The 20,098-nt window shown below is 73.6% G+C and carries 19 protein-coding genes; 9 read left to right on the top strand and 10 right to left on the bottom strand.

Going from position 1 to position 20,098, the window contains the following annotated elements:
• Positions 1 to 76 precede the first annotated feature (76 nt).
• Positions 77 to 1,219: a lactonase family protein gene (locus ABZ865_RS21645; RefSeq protein WP_361233607.1), complete on the top strand. Its 1,143-nt coding sequence runs from the start codon at positions 77 to 79 to the stop codon at positions 1,217 to 1,219.
• Positions 1,220 to 1,239: 20 nt separating this feature from the next.
• On the opposite strand, the gene ABZ865_RS21640 is transcribed toward ABZ865_RS21645, so the two are convergent.
• On the bottom strand, positions 1,240 to 1,968 hold the full coding sequence (locus ABZ865_RS21640; RefSeq protein ID WP_361232495.1) for a DUF2470 domain-containing protein: 729 nt from the start codon (positions 1,966 to 1,968) through the stop codon (positions 1,240 to 1,242).
• Between the two features lie 134 nt (positions 1,969 to 2,102).
• Positions 2,103 to 2,708: a TetR/AcrR family transcriptional regulator gene (locus tag ABZ865_RS21635; RefSeq protein ID WP_361232493.1), complete on the bottom strand. Its 606-nt coding sequence runs from the start codon at positions 2,706 to 2,708 to the stop codon at positions 2,103 to 2,105.
• A 121-nt stretch (positions 2,709 to 2,829) separates the two neighbouring features.
• Between ABZ865_RS21635 and ABZ865_RS21630 the strand changes: the two genes are divergently transcribed.
• On the top strand, positions 2,830 to 4,356 hold the full coding sequence (locus ABZ865_RS21630; protein WP_361232490.1) for a cytochrome P450: 1,527 nt from the start codon (positions 2,830 to 2,832) through the stop codon (positions 4,354 to 4,356).
• Here the strand turns inward: ABZ865_RS21630 and ABZ865_RS21625 are convergent.
• The 5 genes from ABZ865_RS21625 to ABZ865_RS21605 form a co-directional block, all read right to left on the bottom strand.
• Positions 4,318 to 5,229: a pentapeptide repeat-containing protein gene (locus tag ABZ865_RS21625; RefSeq protein ID WP_361232487.1), complete on the bottom strand. Its 912-nt coding sequence runs from the start codon at positions 5,227 to 5,229 to the stop codon at positions 4,318 to 4,320. The genes ABZ865_RS21630 and ABZ865_RS21625 overlap by 39 nt on opposite strands.
• A 95-nt stretch (positions 5,230 to 5,324) precedes the next feature.
• Positions 5,325 to 6,539 carry a glycosyltransferase gene (locus tag ABZ865_RS21620; protein ID WP_361232484.1) on the bottom strand — a complete coding sequence of 405 codons (1,215 nt, stop codon included), beginning with the start codon at positions 6,537 to 6,539 and terminating at the stop codon, positions 5,325 to 5,327.
• Positions 6,536 to 7,336 (bottom strand): MerR family transcriptional regulator, encoded by an 801-nt coding sequence (locus ABZ865_RS21615; RefSeq protein ID WP_361233605.1) that lies wholly within the window; start codon positions 7,334 to 7,336, stop codon positions 6,536 to 6,538. Before ABZ865_RS21615 ends, ABZ865_RS21620 begins: the two co-directional genes overlap by 4 nt.
• 81 nt (positions 7,337 to 7,417) lie before the next feature.
• Positions 7,418 to 8,161, bottom strand: coding sequence for a PIG-L deacetylase family protein (locus ABZ865_RS21610; protein WP_361232481.1), 744 nt, complete (start codon positions 8,159 to 8,161; stop codon positions 7,418 to 7,420).
• A 173-nt stretch (positions 8,162 to 8,334) separates the two neighbouring features.
• Positions 8,335 to 9,639 carry an alpha/beta fold hydrolase gene (locus ABZ865_RS21605; RefSeq protein ID WP_361232477.1) on the bottom strand — a complete coding sequence of 435 codons (1,305 nt, stop codon included), beginning with the start codon at positions 9,637 to 9,639 and terminating at the stop codon, positions 8,335 to 8,337.
• Between the two features lie 372 nt (positions 9,640 to 10,011).
• Here ABZ865_RS21605 and ABZ865_RS21600 point away from each other — a divergent pair, with 372 nt between their 5' ends.
• The 4 genes from ABZ865_RS21600 to ABZ865_RS21585 are packed head-to-tail and all read left to right on the top strand — an operon-like array spanning position 10,012 to position 14,130.
• Positions 10,012 to 10,767, top strand: a complete 756-nt coding sequence (locus ABZ865_RS21600) for a (Fe-S)-binding protein (RefSeq protein WP_361232474.1) — start codon at positions 10,012 to 10,014, stop codon at positions 10,765 to 10,767.
• On the top strand, positions 10,764 to 12,242 hold the full coding sequence (locus ABZ865_RS21595) for a LutB/LldF family L-lactate oxidation iron-sulfur protein (protein ID WP_361232471.1): 1,479 nt from the start codon (positions 10,764 to 10,766) through the stop codon (positions 12,240 to 12,242). Before ABZ865_RS21600 ends, ABZ865_RS21595 begins: the two co-directional genes overlap by 4 nt.
• A 42-nt stretch (positions 12,243 to 12,284) precedes the next feature.
• Positions 12,285 to 12,938 carry a lactate utilization protein C gene (locus ABZ865_RS21590; RefSeq protein WP_361232467.1) on the top strand — a complete coding sequence of 218 codons (654 nt, stop codon included), beginning with the start codon at positions 12,285 to 12,287 and terminating at the stop codon, positions 12,936 to 12,938.
• Positions 12,939 to 12,975: 37 nt separating this feature from the next.
• Positions 12,976 to 14,130, top strand: coding sequence for a betaine/proline/choline family ABC transporter ATP-binding protein (locus tag ABZ865_RS21585; RefSeq protein ID WP_361232464.1), 1,155 nt, complete (start codon positions 12,976 to 12,978; stop codon positions 14,128 to 14,130).
• 8 nt (positions 14,131 to 14,138) lie between these two features.
• Here ABZ865_RS21585 and ABZ865_RS21580 read toward each other — a convergent pair whose 3' ends face one another.
• Genes ABZ865_RS21580 through ABZ865_RS21570 form a run of 3 tightly spaced genes read right to left on the bottom strand, consistent with a single transcriptional unit; the run spans position 14,139 to position 16,428 of the window.
• Positions 14,139 to 15,080 carry an ABC transporter substrate-binding protein gene (locus ABZ865_RS21580; protein ID WP_361232461.1) on the bottom strand — a complete coding sequence of 314 codons (942 nt, stop codon included), beginning with the start codon at positions 15,078 to 15,080 and terminating at the stop codon, positions 14,139 to 14,141.
• Positions 15,077 to 15,748, bottom strand: coding sequence for an ABC transporter permease (locus ABZ865_RS21575; protein WP_361232458.1), 672 nt, complete (start codon positions 15,746 to 15,748; stop codon positions 15,077 to 15,079). The genes ABZ865_RS21580 and ABZ865_RS21575 overlap by 4 nt, the downstream gene beginning before the upstream one ends.
• Positions 15,745 to 16,428, bottom strand: coding sequence for an ABC transporter permease (locus ABZ865_RS21570; RefSeq protein WP_361232454.1), 684 nt, complete (start codon positions 16,426 to 16,428; stop codon positions 15,745 to 15,747). The genes ABZ865_RS21575 and ABZ865_RS21570 overlap by 4 nt, the downstream gene beginning before the upstream one ends.
• Before the next feature lie 175 nt (positions 16,429 to 16,603).
• Here ABZ865_RS21570 and ABZ865_RS21565 point away from each other — a divergent pair, with 175 nt between their 5' ends.
• From ABZ865_RS21565 to ABZ865_RS21555, 3 genes are all read left to right on the top strand, one after another.
• Positions 16,604 to 17,461 carry a MoxR family ATPase gene (locus ABZ865_RS21565; protein ID WP_361232450.1) on the top strand — a complete coding sequence of 286 codons (858 nt, stop codon included), beginning with the start codon at positions 16,604 to 16,606 and terminating at the stop codon, positions 17,459 to 17,461.
• Between the two features lie 50 nt (positions 17,462 to 17,511).
• A complete protein-coding gene (locus ABZ865_RS21560) occupies positions 17,512 to 18,879 on the top strand; it encodes a VWA domain-containing protein (RefSeq protein WP_361232447.1) in 1,368 nt (455 codons plus the stop codon).
• A gap of 119 nt (positions 18,880 to 18,998) precedes the next feature.
• Positions 18,999 to 19,973 carry a pyridoxal-phosphate dependent enzyme gene (locus tag ABZ865_RS21555; RefSeq protein ID WP_361232444.1) on the top strand — a complete coding sequence of 325 codons (975 nt, stop codon included), beginning with the start codon at positions 18,999 to 19,001 and terminating at the stop codon, positions 19,971 to 19,973.
• Positions 19,974 to 20,098 lie beyond the last annotated feature (125 nt).

Here is a 20,098-nt window from a genome sequence, read left to right as displayed (position 1 = left end):
CGGCCGGGACCCCGGCGGGGGCCTGAGCCGGCGCCGGTTCGTCGGAGCCGTGGCGGGCCTGGCCGCGGTCGTGGCGATGCCCGCACCGGCGGCCCCGCCGACGGACGGCGCTTCGACCGACAGCACCCCGGCGAACCGAGCCCCTGCGCCGGACGAGCGGACGGCGGCGCCGCCGCCCCGCAAGCCCTCCGGGCCCCGCCCCCTCTACTTCGGCACGTACACCTCCGTCGAGGGCGGCGGCACCGGCATCGGGCTCGCCTCGTACGACCCGGCGACGGGCCGGATCACCGGCGCGGGGACGCTGACCGGCGTCCCCGACCCGTCGTACCTCGCCCGGCACCCGGACGGCCGCACGCTGTACGCGGTCGACGAGCGGGCGGACGGCGCGGTCACCGCCGTACGCCTCGCGGACCGGCGCGTGCTCGGCAGCCGCGGCACGGGCGGGGCGGGCCCCTGCCATCTGTCGGTCCACCCGAGTGGACGCTGGCTGCTGAGCGCCAACTACCAGTCGGGCAGCGTGGCCGTGCACCCCATCGACGCCTCCGGCGCCCTCGGCGAGCGCACCGCCCTGGTGACGCACACATCCCCGCCGCCGGGACCGGGCCAACAGGGCCCGCACGCACACCAGTTCATCACCAGCCCCGACGGCGGCCACGTCCTCGCCGTCGACCTGGGCACCGACACCGTCTACACGTACCGCCTGGACCTGTCGAAGGGCACGCTCACCGAGGTCGCCCAGGCGCACACCCGGCCCGGAGCGGGCCCGCGCCATCTGACCTTCCACCCGGGCGGCCGGTACGCCTACCTGGCCAACGAGGTGGACGACACGGTCGCCGTCTGCGCCTACGACCCCGCCGCGGGCCGTCTCACGATCGGCGCCCCGCAGTCCACGGGCTCGGCCGGCGGCACCAACTACCCGGCCCAGATCCTGGTGACGGCGAACGGCTCGTACGCCTTCCTCGCCAACCGCGGCCACAACAGCCTCGCGCGCTATGCCGTCGAGGCCGACGGCGCCCGCCTGCGCCTCCTCGGCACGGTGCCGGTGGCCGGCGACTTCCCCCGGCAGATCGCCTTCTCCCCCGACGGCCGCCTCCTCTTCGCCGCCAACCAGCGCTCCGGCACGGTCACCGTCTTCCACGTCGACCCCGACACCGGCGAACTCCGCCTCGCGGGCCGGCCGTTCCCCTCCCCGGTCGCCGTCTGCGCGCTGCCGCTGTAGGACAGGTCGGCGGTTCCGCGTCAGCTGTCGTCGTCTGCGCGGTGGCGCTGCAGGGCGCGGGGGCAGGTGGTGGTGGCGGCCTGGGCCAGGAGGGCGTGCATGCGTTCGGTGAGTTGGGTGACGTCGTCGGCGGGGGTGTGGAACGGCAGGCGCACGTCACCGTGGGCGCGGGTGCGTTCGATGCGCAGGGTGAGGCCGTGCCGGTCGACGGCGAGGGGCGTCACCCGGGTCGCGGCGTGCAGACTCCCGGGCCGCACGAGCCGGGTGAGCCGCTCGACGGCGTCCGGGTGGGCGTCGGCGAGGTGGGTCAGCAGCCCGGCCTCGGCGTCGGTCAGCGGGTCGGGCCGGGCGGCGGTGAACTCGTCGAGGTCGACGAGAACGGCGCCGGAGGGCCGGCGCAGCACCACGCGCGTGGGCCGCAGGAGCAGCGATCCGTCGGCGGCCCGGCTGAACCAGCCGGCGAGCCACAGCCGGGCCCGGATCCGCTGCCGCACCGGGACGGGGGCCACGTCGGCGAACTCCAGCACGGCGGACGGCTCCCCGCGCGGCGCGCACAGCGCCGCCGCGAACAGGGCGCTGTCCTCGGGCACCTCCAGCAGCACCCCGCCGTCCTCGGTCACGGCGTGCGCGCCGACGTACTCCTCGCGGGCACCCTCCGCGGTCACCGCGCACGACCACGCGGCGGCGAGCACCGACCGCGCCCGCTCCGCCGCGCCGGGTCCGGCCGCCCAGTCCTGCGTGTCACCCATCCCGAGCCTCCTTAGGTAAGCCTTGCCTAACCTATCGAAGATCCGGGCGCACGCCAACCACGCCCCACCGGCGGAGGGAGTCACGCGGACGGAGCAAGCCGGAAGGAGTCAGTGGAAGGGGCCGGCGAAAGGGGTCAGGCGAGGACGCCCAGCAGGGCGCGGGCGCACAGGTCCCGGACCTGCTCCCGGGTCGGCTCGCCGTCCCGCAGCCACTCCAGACAGACGGCGGTGGTGAAGGCGAGCCAGCCGCGCACGGCGAGGCGCACCTGGGGCCCGTCCTCCAGGACCGGCCCGAACTCGGGGTCGGCGGCCAGGGCGGCGAGGATCTGCTGCTCCTGGGCGGCGAGGGCCCGCTGATACACGCGGCGCACGGCCTGGTCACCGGCCGCGTCGGCACGGTGGAAGGCGCGGAAGCCGTGGGCATGGGCCTCGACGTAGCCGAGATAGACGTCGAGCCCGGCGGTGAGCTGCTCGCGCACCGGCACACCGGGCACCGCGGCCGTCATGCGCAGCATCCGCTCGCTCTCGCGCTCCACGACCGCCGCGAAGAAGTCCCGCTTGTTCGGGAAGTAGTGGTACAGCAGCCCGCGGGAGACCCCGGCGATCTCGGCGACCTGCTCGATCCACACGTCGTCGTACGGACTCTCCGAGAACAGCCGCGCCCCGACCGACAGCAGCTGCTCACGGCGCTCCTCGGTACTGAGTCGGCGCCGGGCGCGCTCCCCCTCGTTCGCGGCCATGCCGCCACTTTACTTGACGTCGGTTCAACAAGCGGACCAGACTGAAACAGGTTATTGAACTCACGTACAACACGTGCGCGTCAGGGGTACGACCGTCCGCTGGATCAAGGGAGATCGCGTCATGGCGGAGACGACGGAGACCGGGCTGCCGAAGGGGTTCCGCGGCGCGGAGCAGGGATGGCCGGAGCTGCACCGCATCCCGCATCCGGCGCGCCGGGTGCCGCTGCTCGGCGATGTGCTGGGCGTCGACCGGCGCCGGCCCCTGCAGGACTCGATGCGCTTCGGGCGCGAGCTGGGCCCGATCTTCCGGCGCCGGGCGTTCGGCAACGAGTTCGTCTTCGTGTGGGGTGCGCGGCTCGCCGCCGACCTCGCGGACGAGTCCCGGTTCGCCAAGCACGTGGGCCTCGGGGTCGCCAACCTGCGGCCGGTCGTCGGGGACGGGCTGTTCACGGCGTACAACCACGAGCCGAACTGGCAGCTCGCGCACGACGTCCTCGCGCCCGGGTTCAGCCGGGAGGCCATGGAGACGTACCACGGGATGATGCTGTCGGTCGCCGGGCGGCTGACCGACCACTGGGACACCGAGCTGGCGGCCGGGCGCACGGTGGACGTGCCCGGGGACATGACCAAGCTGACCCTGGAGACGATCGCGCGCACCGGGTTCGGGCACGACTTCGGCTCCTTCGAGCGGGACCGGCCGCATCCCTTCGTCTCCGCGATGGTGGGCACGCTGACCTACGCCCAGCGGCTGAACAGCGTGCCCGGGCCGCTGGCCCCGCTGCTGCTGCGCGGCGCCGCCCGGCGCAACGCGGCCGACATCGCCTATCTGAACCGGACGGTCGACGAGCTGGTGGCCACCCGGCACGGCTCCGGCAGCGGCGCCGGGGACCTGCTGGACCGCATGCTGGAGACCGCCCACCCCGAGACCGGGGAGCGGCTGTCGCCGGAGAACGTCCGCAGGCAGGTGATCACGTTCCTGGTCGCGGGGCACGAGACCACCTCGGGCGCGCTCTCCTTCGCCCTGTACTACCTCGCCCGGCATCCGGAGATCGCCGCCAGGGCCCGCGCCGAGGTGGACCGCGTCTGGGGCGACACGCCCGCACCGGGCTACGACCAGGTCGCCAGGCTGCGCTACCTGCGCCGGGTGCTGGACGAGTCGCTGCGGCTGTGGCCGACCGCGCCGGCCTACGCCCGCGAGGCCAGGCACGACACGGTGCTGGCCGGGGAGCACCCGATGCGCCGGGGCGCCTGGACGCTGGTGCTGCTGCCGCTGCTGCACCGCGACCCCGAGGTGTGGGGCGAGGACGCCGAGCGCTTCGACCCCGACCGGTTCGACGCCAAGGCCGTACGGGCCCGACAGCCGCACACCTTCAAGCCGTTCGGCACCGGCGCGCGGGCCTGCATCGGCCGCCAGTTCGCGCTGCACGAGGCGACCCTGGTGCTCGGCCTGCTGCTGCGCCGCTACGAGCTGCGGCCCGACCCGGCCTACCGGCTCCAGGTCACCGAACGCCTGACGGTGATGCCGGAGGGGCTGCGGCTGGGCCTGGAGCGACGCACCCTGCCCGCTGGCACCGCTGCCCCGGTGACCGTGCCGGACGACGGCGCCGGGTCAGCCGCGCGCTGTCCAGTGCACGGGGCGGGTGAGTGACGCCGGGAGCCGGGTGCCGGCGCTGCCGCGTGCCGCGTTCAGCTGGGGCTGGGTGAGGAAGAAGGCGCCGGTGAGGTCCGCGTCGGTCAGGTCGGCGTCGCGCAGGTCGGCGCCGATCATGTCCGTGTCGCGCAGATCGGCGCCGGTGAGGTCGGCGGCGATGAGGTAGGCGCCGCGCAGGGTGGCCCCGCGCAGGTCGGCGCCCCGCAGCCGGGCGCCGATCAGGTCCGCGCCCCTGCGGTCCTTCCCCTTGCCGTTCTTGCCGTTGCCGTTCTTGCCCTTGCTTCCCTTGCCGGGCTTGTTTCCCTTGCCCTGCCTGTTCCCGTCGTCGCCGGTGACGCCCGCACGGGCCAGCTCGCTGGTGCGCAGCAGAAGGACGTTGACCTCCTGCCGGAGGGCGGCCACGTCCAGCGCGGCCAGTTCCTCGGGTGTGCCGAGGCTCAGGCGTTCCGTCTTCTCCCGTGCCGCGCGCAGGTCGGCGTGAACGGGCCGGGCGGCGTCCAGGCCGAGCGCCTCGGTCAGGTACCAGAGCAGTTCGTGGAGCTGGCGGACCACGGGGAACACGTCGAACATCGTGCGGGCGTGCTCATTGGGCCCCGTCCGCCAGTCCTGCCCGCCGAAGGTGATCTGCGAGACCTTCTGTCCCGCGCCGAAGCAGTCGTAGACCGTGCAGCCGGTGAAGCCCTTCTCACGCAGGTCGCTGTGGATGCCGCAGCGGTGGTCGCCCTGGAGGTTCGGACAGGGCTTGCCGGCGGGCTTGTCGAGCGCGAAGTCGGCGGAGCGCGCGAAGGGCAGCGCGACGCAGCACAGGCCGAAGCACTGGCCGCAGTCACCGCGCAGGTCGGCATGGTCGGTCGGTATCTGTTCCGGCATGCCGTCAAGCCTACTGACCTGCGCGGCTGCCCCGTGCCGGGCCGTTCACGGCGGCGACGGCCGCGGCGGGCCCTGCCTCCGGCGATCCGAGGGACTCATCCCCCGGCGAGCCGGTCGATCGCCTTGACCACCAGCCCCGTTCCGTCCTCTCCCGCCATGTGCTGCGCGGCCCGTACGGCGGCCCGCGCGTACGACTGCGAGCCGGTCACCCGCTCCAGGGCGGCGGCGAGGCGCTCGGCGGTGAGGGCGCGCAGCGGGACCGGGTCGGGGGCGGCCCCGAGCGCGGCGAGGCGGGCGGCCCAGAACGGCTGGTCGGCGGTGACCGGCACCGCGACCGAGGGCACCCCGGCGCGCAGCGCGGCCGCCGTGGTGCCCGCCCCGGCGTGGTGGACGACCGCGGCCAGGCGTGGGAACAGCAGGGCGTGCGGCAGGTCCCCGACGGTGAGCACGTCGTCCGCGTCGGCGGCGAGCCCGGCGGCTCCGGACTGCAGGATGCCGCGCAGCCCGGCCCGCCGCAGGGCCCCTACGACGATCTCGCCGAGCCGTTCGCCCTCCCCGCTCGCCATGCTGCCGAAGCCGACGAGGACCGGCCGGGGTCCGGCCCGCAGGAAGTCCTCGACGACGGTGGGGAGTTGCTCGCCGTCGGGAACATGGGGCCAGAAGGTGCCGGCGATCCGCAGTCCGGGGCGCCAGTCGGCGGGCCGGGGCACGAGGGCCGTGCTGAAGCCGTGCAGCACGGGCCAGTCGGCACGCTCCTGACGCCGGCGCGTCGCACGCGCGGACAGGGGCGCCAGTCCGAGGTCACGGCGCAGCCCGGTGACCGCCTGCGCGTAGATCCGGTCGACCATGCGCAGGGCGAACCGGCCGGCCAGCCGGTTGCCGGCCCGGCCCAGCGGGCGGGCGGCCATGACGGGGGGCGGGAAGTCGCCGGTCGGCGCGTTCGGCTGGAGATACGCGCCCAGGCTCGGGATGCCTCCGGCCTCGGACAGATGCCAGCCGAGCGGGGCCGTCGTGGCCGACAGCACGAGCAGGTCCGTGCCCTCGGCGACCGCGTCGGCGAAGCCCCGGCCGAGTTCGGTGACGAACGCGGCGGCCGTACGCATCAGTTCGCGTCCGCTGCCCGCTCCGCCGTGGGCCCGCGGGTCGGCGGGCAGCCGCGTGAAGCCCAGCCCGGCGTCGTGCGCGAGGGCGGCGAACGTGTCGGTGGTCGCCAGGGTGACCTCGTGTCCGGCGCCGGCCAGGGCGACGCCCAGGCCGGTGTAGGGCGCGACGTCGCCGCGGGAGCCGGCCGTGGCGATCAGGATTCTCATGGGTGCTCCTCGTCATCGGTGCGGGAGCCGTCACGGCGGGAGGCGTTGGCGTGGATCGCCTTGCTCACATAGGCGGCGAGGCCGGGGCGTTGCTGTGACGGCGGGACGAGGAGGGCGAAGGCGCGCGGGTCGGCGGCGACGTCGTCGGCGATGCGCCGGTGCATGTCCGGCGGGCAGGGGGTGAACCAGCGGGTGAGGTGGCGGCGGTGTTCCTCGGCGAGGTCCGTCGCGCGCTTCCCGTCGGCGGGTTCACCGGTGTCGAAGGCGGCGAGCAGTTCGACCCGCCAGGCGGCGGCCTCGCTCATCAGCTGCCGCCAGTCCTCCTTGCTGTGGGCTCCGGCCCGTGCCATGGCCTCGCGGTACGCGGCCGAGTGCTGCCATTTCAGCTGTGCCTCGGTGGCGTAGCTGAGGTCGAAGGAGATCTCGCCGAAGACCTCGAACCGTTCCTCGGGCGTGAGCGTCACTCCGGTCCGCTGCACCTCGATGGCCTGCTCGGCCACCTCGGCCAGGCGTTCCAGCCGGTCGATCTCCTCGCGCAACTGCCGCTGCCGGGACCGCAGATGGTCCAGGGCGCTGGCCCCCGGGTCGCGCAGGATGACGGTGATCTCGTCGAGCGGGAAGCCGAGTTCCCGGTAGAAGAGGATCTGCTGGAGCCGGCCCAGGTCGGCGTCGCTGTAGAGGCGGTAGCCGGCGCGGCTGCGGTCGCCGGGCGAGAGCAGCCCCGCCTTGTCGTAGTGGTGCAGCGTCCGCACGGTCACCCCCGCGAACGCCGCCACCTGCCCCACCGAGTACCCCATGTGCCTGCCCTTTCGTCCGCTCACAGCTTCAAGCCTGACGTAAGGGGAGGGTCAACTCGCGTCGGCCCCGGGGCCGTCGTGCTACCGGCCGAACACCTCGAAGGTCACCGCGGGCCTGCCTCCGAAGTGCTGGGCAGCGGCCGTGGTGTGCTCGGTCAGGAAGTCACGGACGTACGCCTCCGGGTCCTGAGCGGTCAACGCCTCGATGTAGGTGCGGTGTTCGAGCAGGGAGCGCACCGCCCGCTCCAGGCCGGGGCCGGCGTCGACGGCGTGGGTGGGCCGGTTCGAGCCGGCGACGGCCACCCAGCGGACGCCGTTCCAGGGCTCGAGGCCCTGCTCGGCGAGTTCGGGGAATATCCAGCGGTTCCCGGCGTCCGCTGCGGCGTCCAGGGTGGCGCGGCCGACGGCGACGTGGTCGGGGGTGTTCCAGGCGACACCGCCCCAGGTGTCACGGTGGTTGAGGGTGATGACGAGTTCGGGGCGGTGCCGGCGGATCGCGGCGGCGATGTCCCGGCGCAGCGCGGGGCCGTACTCGATGACGCCGTCCTGGTGGTCGAGGAACTCCACGGTGGTGACGCCGACCACGGCGGCACTGGCTCGCTGCTCGCGCTCGCGCAGCGGGCCGCACACGGCGGGTTCGAGGGTGTCGATGCCGGCCTCGCCGCGGGTCGCCAGTACGTAGGCGACCTCGCGGCCGGCGTCGCTCCAGGCGGCGACGGCCGCGGAGCAGCCGTACTCCAGGTCGTCGGGATGGGCCACCACGGCCAGGGCGCGCTGCCAGTCGTCGGGCAGGGGCTGCAACTCACTGATCTTCGCCTCGGTCATGGCGGACCAGCGTATTCGCTCCGCGGGTCGGGCCGCGAAAGACCGCACCATCGTCTGCCTACGTCGGCCGTCTGGCGGGTGCGGGCCGTCGGTGGCTGGTCGCGCCCACGCGGCGGAGCCGCATATCGGACACAGCCCCGCGCCCCTGAAGGGGCGCTGCCGTGCCCGGTGCTTCAGACCTCGTCGCGAGTGAGGGCGAGCAGTCGGTCCAGGACCCGCGGTGCGCCGGTGCGCAGGCCGTCGTGTTCGAACTCGTCGGTGACCCAGGTGCGCAGGCCGCGGATGGCGCGGGCGGTCTCCAGGGAGTGCCCGGTGTCGACGTACATGTCGTCGTGGTAGACGGCCGCGGCGACGCGTACCTCGTTGGCGGCGAGGCGCGCGGGGTCGTACAGGGGCTCCCAGTCGGTGCGGGCGGCGAGCAGGTCGGCCGTCTCCCGCAGCGGGCGCAGGGCGGGGTCGTTGTCGAAGGTCCAGGGGTGGACGGTCTCGCCGGTGAACAGGACCGGGGCGTCGCCGGCGAGTGCCTTGGCCGCGTCGAACTGCGGGAACTCGGCGCGCACGCGCTCGGCGGCCCAGTCCGTGGGGCGGGGGTCCTGGCCGTAGATCGTCTCGTGGACGAGGGCGTACAGCGGGTGGCCGGCGTACGACAGGAGGCTCTGGACCTGCTCCTGGAAGGCGTCGGAGAGTTCCATGCCGCCGGGGGTGCGGACGAGGGCGTCCTCCAGGAGGTAGTGCAGACGGTGGCTGCCGTCGCTCGTGCCGAGCATCAGGCCGAGGGACTGGAAGGCCTCGACGGTGAGGCGGTAGCCGCCGGGCAGGACGACGTCGTGGGTGAGCAGGTGGTCGGCGATGCGGCGGGCCCGTTCGGCGTCCTGCGGGTAGCGGGCGTAGTGGGCGTTCACCTTGCGTTCGATGCGCGGGTAGGCGGCCCGGTAGACGTCGTCGGCGTGGGCGTGCAGGGAGGGCAGGCCGCCGGTGATGATCGCGGTGTCGATGCCCTCGGGGGCCAGGGAGAGGTACGACACCGTGCAGAAGCCGCCGAAGCTCTGGCCGAGCACGGTCCAGGGGGCGCCGCCGGTCACCTGGGGGCGGATGGCCTCGCAGTCCCGGACGATCGAGTCGGCGCGGAAGTGGCCGAGGTAGGCGGCCTGTTCCGCCGGGCCGCCGCGCAGGGGCAGGGTCTGCCGGGTGGCGGGCGTGGAGCGTCCGGTGCCGCGCTGGTCGAGGAGGAGGACCCGGTAGTCCTTCAGGGCCCGGTCGAGCCAGGACTGCCGTCCGACGAAACGATTCGCCCCGAAGCCGGGGCCGCCCTGCAGATACACCAGCCACGGCAGGTCGTCCTGCCCCGCCTTGTCGCTCGCCACCGCCTCGCGGGCGTAAAGCTCGATGCTCTCGCCGCCGGGGTCGGCGTGGTCGAGGGGCACGGTGAAGTGGCGGTCGGTGAGGACGACGCCGGGCTGGCGATAGCTGAGGCTCAACGGGTCTCCCGGGACGGTTGGGACGGACGAGTCCCAGTTCAGCACATGGAAGGCCGGGGGCCGACCCCCGGGATCATGGATTGTCACTGAACAGCCGGTCAGCGGCCGGCGAGGCTGGAACGGCGGACACCAGCTCCGGCTGGAGCACCACGCGCCGGTGCTCATGGGCGCTGGGTCCGCCCTCGGTCTCGGTCTCCTCCACATCGGCTGCTGACCCGTGCCCAGCCGCTGACCCGGTACGCGCCCCGGGGCGACACCGCGCCCTGGCGGGAGGCGGAGGCCCGGCTCGCCGCGCGGTGAGCCTCGCTCCGCCCTCGGCGGCGTCCGCCCCTTACCCTGCAGTCGTCCGCTGACAGACCACGAGGAGCCGCGATGCGTGTCGCCCTGTTCCTGACCTGTGTCAACGACACGCTCTATCCGGACACCGGCCGAGCGGTGGTGAAACTGCTGACCAGGCTGGGCGTCGACGTCGACTTCCCGATGGGCCAGACCTGCTGTGGACAGGCGCACTACAACACCGGCTACCGGCACGAGGCGGAGCCGCTGGCCCGGCGGTTCTCCGAGGTCTTCGGGGAGTACGAGGCGATCGTGACCCCGTCCGGATCGTGCGGGGCGATGGTGCGGGAGCTGTATCCGCGTCTGGGCGAGCGGGCGCGGGCCGAGAGGCGCGGGGACGCGCTGGCGGCCACCCTGGCGCCGGTGGTCCCGAAGACGTACGAGCTGACGGAGTTCCTGGTGGACGTGCTGGGCGTGACGGACGTGGGTGCCTACTACCCGCACACCGTCACCTACCACCCGACCTGCCACGGGCTGCGCTCCTTGGGCCTCGGCGACCGTCCGCTCCGGCTGCTGCGCGCGGTCAAGGGTCTCGAGCTGGTCGAGCTGCCGGGGGCCGAGGAGTGCTGCGGGTTCGGCGGAACGTTCGCGGTGAAGAACGCCGAGGTGTCGGCGGCGATGGGCGCGGACAAGGTACGCAACGCGGAGTCGACCGACGCCGAGGTGCTGTGCGCCGCCGACAACTCCTGTCTGATGCACATCAGCGGCACCATGAGCCGGCTGCGCACGGGCATGCGGCCGGTGCACATCGCGGAGATCCTGGCGAGCACGGAGGAGGAACCGGCCGTATGAGCGGGACGTTCGTGGGAATGCCGGCGTTTCCAGTCGCCGCGCGCGAGACGGTGCGCGATCGCACCCTGCGCGGCAATCTGCGGCACGCCACGCACACCATCCGCGCCAAGCGGGCGAAGGCCGTGGCCGAGCTGTCCGACTGGGCCGCGCTGCGGGAGGCCGGCAGGCGGATCAAGGACCACACGCTGCGCCATCTCGACCGGTATCTCGTCGAGTTGGAGGAGTCGGTCACGGCGGCGGGCGGCACCGTGCACTGGGCGGCGGACGCGGACGAGGCCAACCGGATCGTCGCCGAACTGGTCAAGGCCACCGGCGAGTCGGAGGTCGTCAAGGTCAAGTCGATGGCCACGCAGGAGATCGGACTCAACGAGGCCCTCGAGGCGGAGGGCATCCGGGCCTACGAGACCGATCTCGCCGAACTGATCGTGCAGTTGGGCAAGGACCGCCCCTCGCACATCCTGGTCCCGGCCATCCACCGCAACCGGGGCGAGATCCGGGACATCTTCCGCGCCGAGATGGGCGCATGGGGCCGCCCGGCCCCCGAGGACCTGACCGACACGCCCGCCGACCTGGCCGAGGCGGCCCGCCTGCATCTGCGGGAGAAGTTCCTGCGGGCCAAGGTCGGGATCTCCGGCGCCAACTTCATGGTCGCCGAGACCGGCACGCTGGTGGTCGTCGAGTCCGAGGGCAACGGCCGCATGTGCCTGACCCTGCCCGAGACGCTGATCTCCGTCGTCGGCATCGAGAAGATCGTGCCCACCTGGCGGGACCTGGAGGTCTTCCTCCAGACGCTCCCCCGCTCCTCGACGGCGGAGCGCATGAACCCGTACACGTCGATGTGGACCGGCACGACCGACGAGGACGGCCCGCGCGCCTTCCACCTCGTGCTGCTGGACAACGGCCGCACGGACACGCTCGCCGACGAGGTCGGCCGCCAGGCGCTGCGCTGCATCCGCTGCTCGGCCTGCCTGAACGTGTGCCCGGTGTACGAGCGGGCCGGCGGCCATGCCTACGGCTCGGTGTATCCCGGCCCGATCGGCGCCATCCTCAGCCCTCAACTCCGGGGCACGGCAAGCGAGATCGATGCCTCGCTGCCGTATGCGTCCTCGCTGTGCGGGGCCTGCTACGAGGTGTGCCCGGTGGCCATCGACATCCCCGAGGTGCTGGTGCATCTGCGGGAGCGGGTGGTCGAGGGCGGTCCGGCGGTCCGGCAGGGCAACCGGGTGGTGCTGAAGCCGGCCAAGGGGCACGCGGCCGAGCGCGCGGCCATGCGGGCGGCACGCTGGACGTTCGCGCATCCGGGCGCGCTCCGCTCCGGCCAGCGGCTCGCCTCCCGCACCCGCCGGCTGCTTCCGCGCTCGCTGCCCGGCCCCGGCCGGGCGTGGACCGGGACCCGGGACCTGCCGCCGGTGCCGGAGGAGCCGTTCCGGGACTGGTGGCAGCGTACGCGCGGCGGAAAGGACGAGGCGAAGTGAACAGCAGGGACCGGGCGAAGTGAGCAGCAGGGACGGGGCGGAATGAGCAGCAGGGAGCGGATCCTGGGCCGGGTGCGGCGCGCGCTCGCCGACGTACCGGCCGACGACACGCCGTACGAGCAGGCTGTGCCGAGGGACTATCTGCGGGAGCACGGCGAGCGCACGGTCGCGGAGACGGTGGAGCTGCTGGCCGAGAACCTCGCGGACTACCGGGCGATCGTGCACCGCACCGACGAGGAGGAGCTGCCGTATCTGATCATGCGGCTGCTGGCGGAGCGCGGCTCGCCGGAGATGCTGGTGCCGCCATGGCTGCCTCCGGAGTGGCTGTCCGCCGCCGATCCGGTGCGGATCCACGACCGGGCGTCGGTCACACCCCACCGGCTCGACCAGGTGGGCAGCGTGGTCACGGGCTGCGCGGTGGCGATCGCCGAGACCGGCACGATCGTCCTCGACGGCTCCCCGGACCAGGGCAGGCGCCGCATCTCTCTCATCCCCGACCACCACATCTGTGTCGTCAGGGTGCCGGACCAGGTCGTCTCCTCCGTCCCGCAGGCCCTCGAACGCCTCGACCCCACTCGCCCGCTGACCTGGATCTCCGGCCCCTCCGCCACCAGCGACATCGAACTGGACCGGGTGGAGGGCGTGCACGGGCCGCGCACCCTGGAGGTGGTGCTGCTCAGCGCCTCGGGCGACTGAGCGCGCGGTCGGCACACCGAGTGGCTAGCTTGAGGGAATGATCCGGTTCGAGCAGGTCACCAAGCGGTATCCGGACGGTACGACCGCGGTGGACGACCTCTCCTTCGAGGTGTCCGAGGGCGAACTCGTCACGCTGGTCGGCCCGTCCGGCTGCGGCAAGACGACCACCATGATGATGGTGAACCGGCTCATCGAACCGACCTCCGGCCGGATCTTCGTGGGCGGCGAGAACATCGCCGAGGTCGACCCGGTACGGCTGCGCCGCCGTATCGGGTACGTCATCCAGCAGGTCGGGCTCTTCCCGCACCGCACCGTCCTGGACAACACGGCGACCGTGCCGGCCCTGCTCGGCTGGAAGCGGGCCAAGGCCCGCGCGCGGGCCGCCGAACTGCTCGATCTGGTCGGGCTCGACCCGAAGACGTACGGGCCCCGCTACCCGGAACAGCTGTCCGGCGGGCAGCGGCAGCGGGTCGGCGTGGCCCGGGCGCTCGCGGCCGACCCGCCGGTCCTGCTGATGGACGAGCCGTTCGGGGCGGTCGACCCGGTGGTGCGCGAGCAGCTGCAGGACGAGTTCCTGCGGATGCAGGACGCGGTGCGCAAGACGGTGCTGCTGGTCACGCACGACATCGAGGAGGCCGTCCGGCTCGGCGACCGGATCGCCGTGTACGGGCAGGGCCGGATCGAGCAGTTCGACACGCCGGGGGCGGTGCTCGGGGCACCGGCGACGCCGTACGTCGCCGCGTTCGTGGGCACCGACCGCGGGCTGAAGCGGCTGTCGGTCACCGCGATCGAGCCGGACGATCTGGAACAGCCTCCCGTGGCCCGCCTGGACGAGCCCGCCGAAGGTGCCGTGGAGCGGCTGCGGGCCGAGGGCTCCCGGTGGGCGGTCGTCCTCGACACGCAGGGCGATCTGCACGGCTGGGTCGGCATCGACGAGCTGGCCGCCGGCGGCACCGTCGGGGACCTCGCGCACCGGATGACCGCGTGGGTGCCTGTGGGCGCCCCGCTGAAGCAGGCGTTCGGAGTGATGCTCCAGTACGACGCCGGGTGGGTCGCGGTCCTGGACGGCGCGCGGTTCCTGGGCGTGCTGACGCCGGCGAAACTGCACGAGGCACTGCGCCGCTCGGTGGACGCGGACGCACGGGGCGTCACGCGCGGCCAGGTGCCGTTCGACTCGGTCTCGGACGCCTGACACGGCCGCTACTTCAGCAGGCCCTTGTCCTTCAGGTAGGTGCGTGCGACGTCGGCGGGGAGCCGGCGCCAGCTGTCGACCTGCCGGTTCATGTCGGCGAGGTCCTCGGTCGTCAGCACGGAGTTGAGCTTGCCGAGCGCCTTCGCCACCCTCGGGCTTCCGGCGCGGGAGCGGTTGACGACGGGGACGACGTAGTCGGCGTTCTGCAGGTGCTTGTCGTCGGCGAGCAGGACCAGGCCGAACTGGTCGAGGGTGGCATCCGTGGTGGTGGTGAGCACCATCTGGTCCCGGCCGGACTGCACGGCCCGCTTGGCCTGGGTGGTGCCGACGCCCTTCGGGTCGATCCCGGTGATGTCGATGCCGTACACCCTCTTCAGTCCCGGCTCGCAGTACGGCCGTTGCACGCATTCGTCGCCCGCGGCGAGCCGCACCTTCAGTCCCGAGGCGCCGAGGTCGCTGAGGGTGCTGAGGCGGTGCTGCCGGGCGTAGGCGCCGGCGACCGCGAAGGCGTTCTGGTCCACGGCCCGGCCGGGCGGCAGGACCGTGAGCCCCCGGGGTGTGGCGAGTGCGCGCAGGGCTTTCATCGTGGCGTCGAGGTCGGGTGAGCCGACCGGCCGCGCGTCGGCGCCGTGGGTCTTGGCGTTCAGCCAGTCGGCGAAGGTGGCCGCGTACTCCGGGACCACGTCGATCTGGCCGGACTCCAGGGCGGGCTCGTACAGTTCCCGGTTGTTGACGCTGATCAGGGACGTCTTGTAGCCGGCCTGGTTCAGCAACTGCGCGTACATCTGGGCGAGCAGGTCGCTCTCGGTGAAGCCGGCCGAGCCGATGGTGAGGTGGTGGCGGTCGCCGGGCGGCGCGGTGACCTGGCCCCGGTTCTCCAGGGAAGGGCCGGTGGTGCAGGCGGCCAGGGCGAGGAGCGCGGCCGCCGTCGGCACGGCGCCGCCCCTCATCGGCCGCCCCTGGCCCACATGGGTGCCAGGCGTTCGGCGATCTCGAAGACGGCCTCGACGACGAGGGCGAACACGGCGACGAGGAGCGCGCCGGCGACCACCTGGGGCGTGCTGGCCAGGTTGAAGCCCGCCGTGATGATCCGGCCCAGTCCGCCGCCGCCCGCGAGCGCGGCGATGGTGGCGGTGGCGACGAGCTGGACGGCCGCGATCCGCACGCCGTTGAGCACCATGGGGAGCGAAAGGGGCAGTTCCACGTGAAACAGCATCTGCCGCCCGGTCATCCCCATGCCCCGTGCCGCCTGTACGACGCTGCGGTCGACCTCGCGCATGCCGACGTAGGCGTTGGTGAGCAGCGGCGGTACGGCGAACAGGACCAGGGCGACCACCGTGGGCCCCTCGCCCCACCTCCCGACCGGGGTCAGCAGCAACAGGACCAGCACCGCGAAGGTGGGGACGGCCCGGCCCACGTTGGAGATGTTGACGGCGAGCGCGCCGCCCCTGCCGAGGTGGCCGAGGACCAGCGCGACCGGGAGTGCGATCAGGCAGCTGATGAACAGGCAGACGACGGTGAGCACCAGATGCTGGAGCAGCCGGTGCCAGACGCCGTCGTCGCCCGACCAGTGCGCGGGGTCGGCGAGCCAGCCCCATGCGGCGTTCAGGGTGTTCATGCGCGGACCCCCGCCCGGGCCCAGGGCGTGATCAGCCACTGCACGCCCAGCAGGAGCAGGTCGGCGGCGACGGCGATCAGCACGCACAGCACGGACGCGGTGAGCACCTGGGCCTTGAAGTAGGTGTTCATGCCCGCGTAGATCAGGTTGCCGAGTCCCCCGAAGCCGACGATCGCGCCGACCGTGACCAGCGAGACCGCCGAGACCGCCGCGATGCGCAGTCCGGCCATCGCGGCGGGCAGGGCGAGGGGCAGTTCGACGGTGAGCAGCAGCCGGATCGGGCCGTAGCCGAGGCCGCGTGCCGCCTGCCGGGTCTCCCGCGGGACCGCGCGCAGTCCGGCGAGGATGTTGCGCACGAGCAGGGTGAGCGAGTACAGCACCAGTCCGGCGACGACGAGGGTGGCCGAGAGGCCGTAGACGGGGAGCAGCAGGGAGAACATCGCCAGGGACGGGATGGTGTAGAGGATCGTCGTCACGCCGAGGACCGGGCCGGCCGCCAGGGCCCAGCGGCGGGCCAGCACCGCGAGCGGCAGGGCGATCATCAGGCCGATGAGGACCGACACCGCAGTCAGTTCGAGGTGCTGGACGACCGCGTCGAGCAGGATCTGCCGGCGGGTCCTCAGATAGGCCCCGCAGATCCACTCGTTGCGCGCGAGGCAGTCGTCCGGGGCCGCGGTCACGACTCCATTCCACCGGGCGCGCGAGGGGGTCGGCGCGTTGGCGTGACCCGTCCGGGGTGGGCGGGGATGCCCGGGGAATTCCGTGACAGGGTGCTGAACAAGCGCTTAGATAGGTTCCAGACACCGAGTACGTCCCGTACAAGGAACGCAGATCCCGACCCCGCCGGAGGCCCCGTTGTTCACGTCCGTCGACGACGTCTCCGCCCGTCTCGCCGAGACCGGGTACCTCGCCTCGCCCGCCGTGGCCACCACCGTCTTCCTCGCCGCCCGGCTGGGCAAGCCGCTGCTGGTGGAGGGTCCCGCCGGGGTCGGCAAGACCGAGCTGGCCAAGGCCGTCGCCCAGGTCGCGGACGCGCGGCTGGTGCGGCTGCAGTGCTACGAGGGCGTGGACGAGTCCCGCGCGCTGTACGAGTGGAACCACGCCAAGCAGCTGCTGCGTATCAGCGCGGGCCGCGACGAGAGCTGGGACGAGACCCGCACCGACATCTTCAGCGAGGAGTTCCTGCTCCCCCGCCCCCTGCTGACCGCGATCCGCGGCGACGAGCCGACGGTCCTGCTGATCGACGAGACCGACAAGGCCGACGTGGAGATGGAGGGGCTCCTGCTGGAGGTGCTCAGCGACTTCCAGGTCACCGTCCCCGAGCTGGGCACGATCACCGCGACCCGCCGCCCCTTCGTCGTGCTCACCTCCAACGCCGGCCGGGAGCTGTCCGAGGCGCTGCGCCGCCGCTGTCTGTTCCTGCACATCGGCTTCCCCGAGGAGGAGCTGGAGCGGCGGATCGTACGGCTGAAGGTGCCGGGGCTCGGCGAGGCGCTGGCCGAGTCCGTGGTGCGGGTGGTGGGGGCGCTGCGCGCGATGGACCTGCGCAAGGTGCCGTCCGTCGCCGAGACGATCGACTGGGCGCGCACGCTGCTCGCGCTCGGCGCCGGCACGCTCGACGAGATGGTCGTACGGGACACCCTCGGGGTGATCCTCAAGCACCAGGACGACGTGCAGAAGGCCGCCGCCAAGCTGGACCTGAGCGCACTGTGAACGCCGTGAGCGATGCGAGCGCCGTGAGCGATAAGACCATTGTGGGCGATATGAACGATGCGAGCGGTGTGAGCGGTGTCGAAGGGCGGATCACCGGTCTGGTCGGCGCGCTGCGCGCGCACGGCGTGCGGATCGGCACCGGGGAGACCGTCGACGCGGCCCTCGCGGCCGAGGCGCTGGGGTTCGCCGACCGGGAGCTGCTGCGCGAGGGGCTGGCCGCGACCCTGCTGCACGGGGAGAACCAGCGGGCGGTGTTCGACCCGGTCTTCGACCTGTACTTCCCGCACGGCGTCGGCGGTCCCGGCACGGAACGGGCGGACCGTGAGGAGCTGCGCGACCGGCTCGCGCAGGCGCTGGCCGCCGACGACCGGTCGCTGATGGCGCGGCTGGCGGTGGAGGCGGTCGACAGCATGGGCGGGTACGGGGGTTCGCCGGGCTCGGACGGCTGGTCGGCGTACCAGACCCTGGAGCGGCTCCGCCCGGGGACCCTGCTGGCCCGGGTGCGGTCCGACGTCCGTGGCCAGGGCGGGGAGCCGGGGTTCGCGGACCGGCTGCTGGACGACGAGCTCCGGCGCCGTATCGAGGAGTTCCGGCGGCTGGTCGGGGCGGAGGCGCGGCGCCGGGTCGCCGAGCTGCGCGGGCGGGACCAGATCGCCCGACGGGCCGTCCGTCCGACCACCGACCGCGTGGACTTCCTGTACGCGGGCCGGGACCAGCTCGCCGAGCTGCGCAGGACCGTGCAGCCGCTGGCCCGCAAGCTGGCGACCCGGCTGGCCGCGCGCCGGCGCCGGGCCGCGCGCGGCACGATCGACCTGCGCCGCACCGTGCGCTCCTCGCTGTCCACCGGCGGGGTGCCGATGCGGCCGGTACTGCGCAGGCGCCGCCCCGCCCGGCCCGAACTGGTGCTGCTGTGCGACGTGTCGGGCTCGGTGTCGGGCTTCTCCGACTTCACGATGCTGCTGGTGCAGGCGTTGCACGACCAGTTCAGCAAGGTGCGGGTGTTCGCCTTCGTCAACCGCCTGGACGAGGTGACCGGCCTGCTCGACCACGGCCGCGCCGACCCGGACGGGCTGAGCACCCGGATCCGCGCGGAGGCCACGCTCACCGGCTGGCACGGCAGCAGCGACTACGGCGTCGCGCTCGGGGAGTTCGCCGAGCGGTACGGTGCCGCGGTCGGCCCGCGCACCACGGTGTTCGTGCTCGGGGACGCCCGTACGAACATGAGCGACCCGAACCTGCCCGCCGTCCGCGAGCTCGCCCGGCACGCCCGCCGCGTCTACTGGCTGAACCCCGAGCCCCGCACCCAATGGGGCACCGGCGACTCCGCCGCGCCCGCCTACGCCGAGCTGGTGGAGATGCACGAGTGCCGCACGGCCCGCCAGCTCGGCGCGATCATCGGACGGCTGCTGCCGGTGTGACGGGCGGCCGCTGTGGCGGTCGGGCATGATCGACTGGTTCATCCCGCCCCGCTCCCGGCCCCCCCCATCGCCCGCGCCACAAGGACGTACACCATGACCCACCCGTACGGACGTACGCCATGACCCACTCGCACGTGCCGCTCGGCACCTTCCCCACCCCCGTCGAACCGGCACCCCGGCTGGCCGCGGCGCTCGGGCTCGGACCGGAGGACCTCTGGGTCAAGCGGGACGACCTGACCGGTCTGGGCGGTGGCGGCAACAAGATCCGCAAGCTGGAGTGGACCGCGGGCGCGGCTCTCGCCGAGGGCGCGGACACCCTGGTGACCACGGGCGCCCCGCAGAGCAACCACGCCCGGCTGACCGCCGCCGCGGCCGCCCGGCTGGGCCTGGACGCCGTCCTGGTGCTGCGCGGCTCGCCGGGCGCGTCGCGGTCCGGGAACCTCGCGCTGGACGGGCTGTTGGGGGCGCGGGTGGCCTGGGCGGGCGACGTCGACCAGGCCGGGCTGGACGCGGCGGCGGCCGAGGCGTGCGTACGGCTGCGTGCCGAGGGTGCGCGGCCGGCGCTGATCCCGTTCGGTGGGTCCAGCACGCTGGGCGCGCGAGGGTATGTGCGGTGCGGCGAGGAGCTGCGGGAGCAGGTGCCGGACCTGGTCACGGCGGTCGTCGCGCTCGGCTCCGGCGGCACCATGGCGGGCCTGGTGGCCGCCCTCGGCACGGATGCGGTGCTCGGTGTCGACGTGGGCGCGCTGGCCGATCCGGCCGCGGCGGTGACGGAGTTCGCGCGCCCGCTGACCACCGAGGAGGTCACCGCGGACCGGCTGCGGGTGCGCCGGGACCAGGTGGGCGGCGGATACGCGGCGCTGACCGGCCCGGCATCCGATGCGCTCCGGCTCGCCGCCCGCACCGAGGGGCTCGTCCTGGACCCCACCTACACCGGCCGTGCCCTGGCCGGCCTGATCGCCGCCGTACGCGACGGCGAGGTGCGGCGGGGAGAGCGGACCGTGTTTGTGCACACCGGCGGCCTGCCCGGCCTGTTCGGGCACGCGGAGGCGCTCGCCTTCGCCGAGGAAGGGGTCGTACCGTACACGGGCTGACGAGCGCGGGCTGACGGGTCGGCCGCGCGGCTCCTCTCCCGGCGTCCACACCCGCCCGCCGACACACAACATCCGCCCGCCGACACACGACGGCGCCGGACCGCACCCTGTACGACCCGGCGCCC

Source organism: Streptomyces sp. NPDC047085, from assembly GCF_040643735.1.
GTDB lineage: Bacteria > Actinomycetota > Actinomycetes > Streptomycetales > Streptomycetaceae > Streptomyces.
This window is presented reverse-complemented; position numbering and strand designations above follow the sequence as displayed.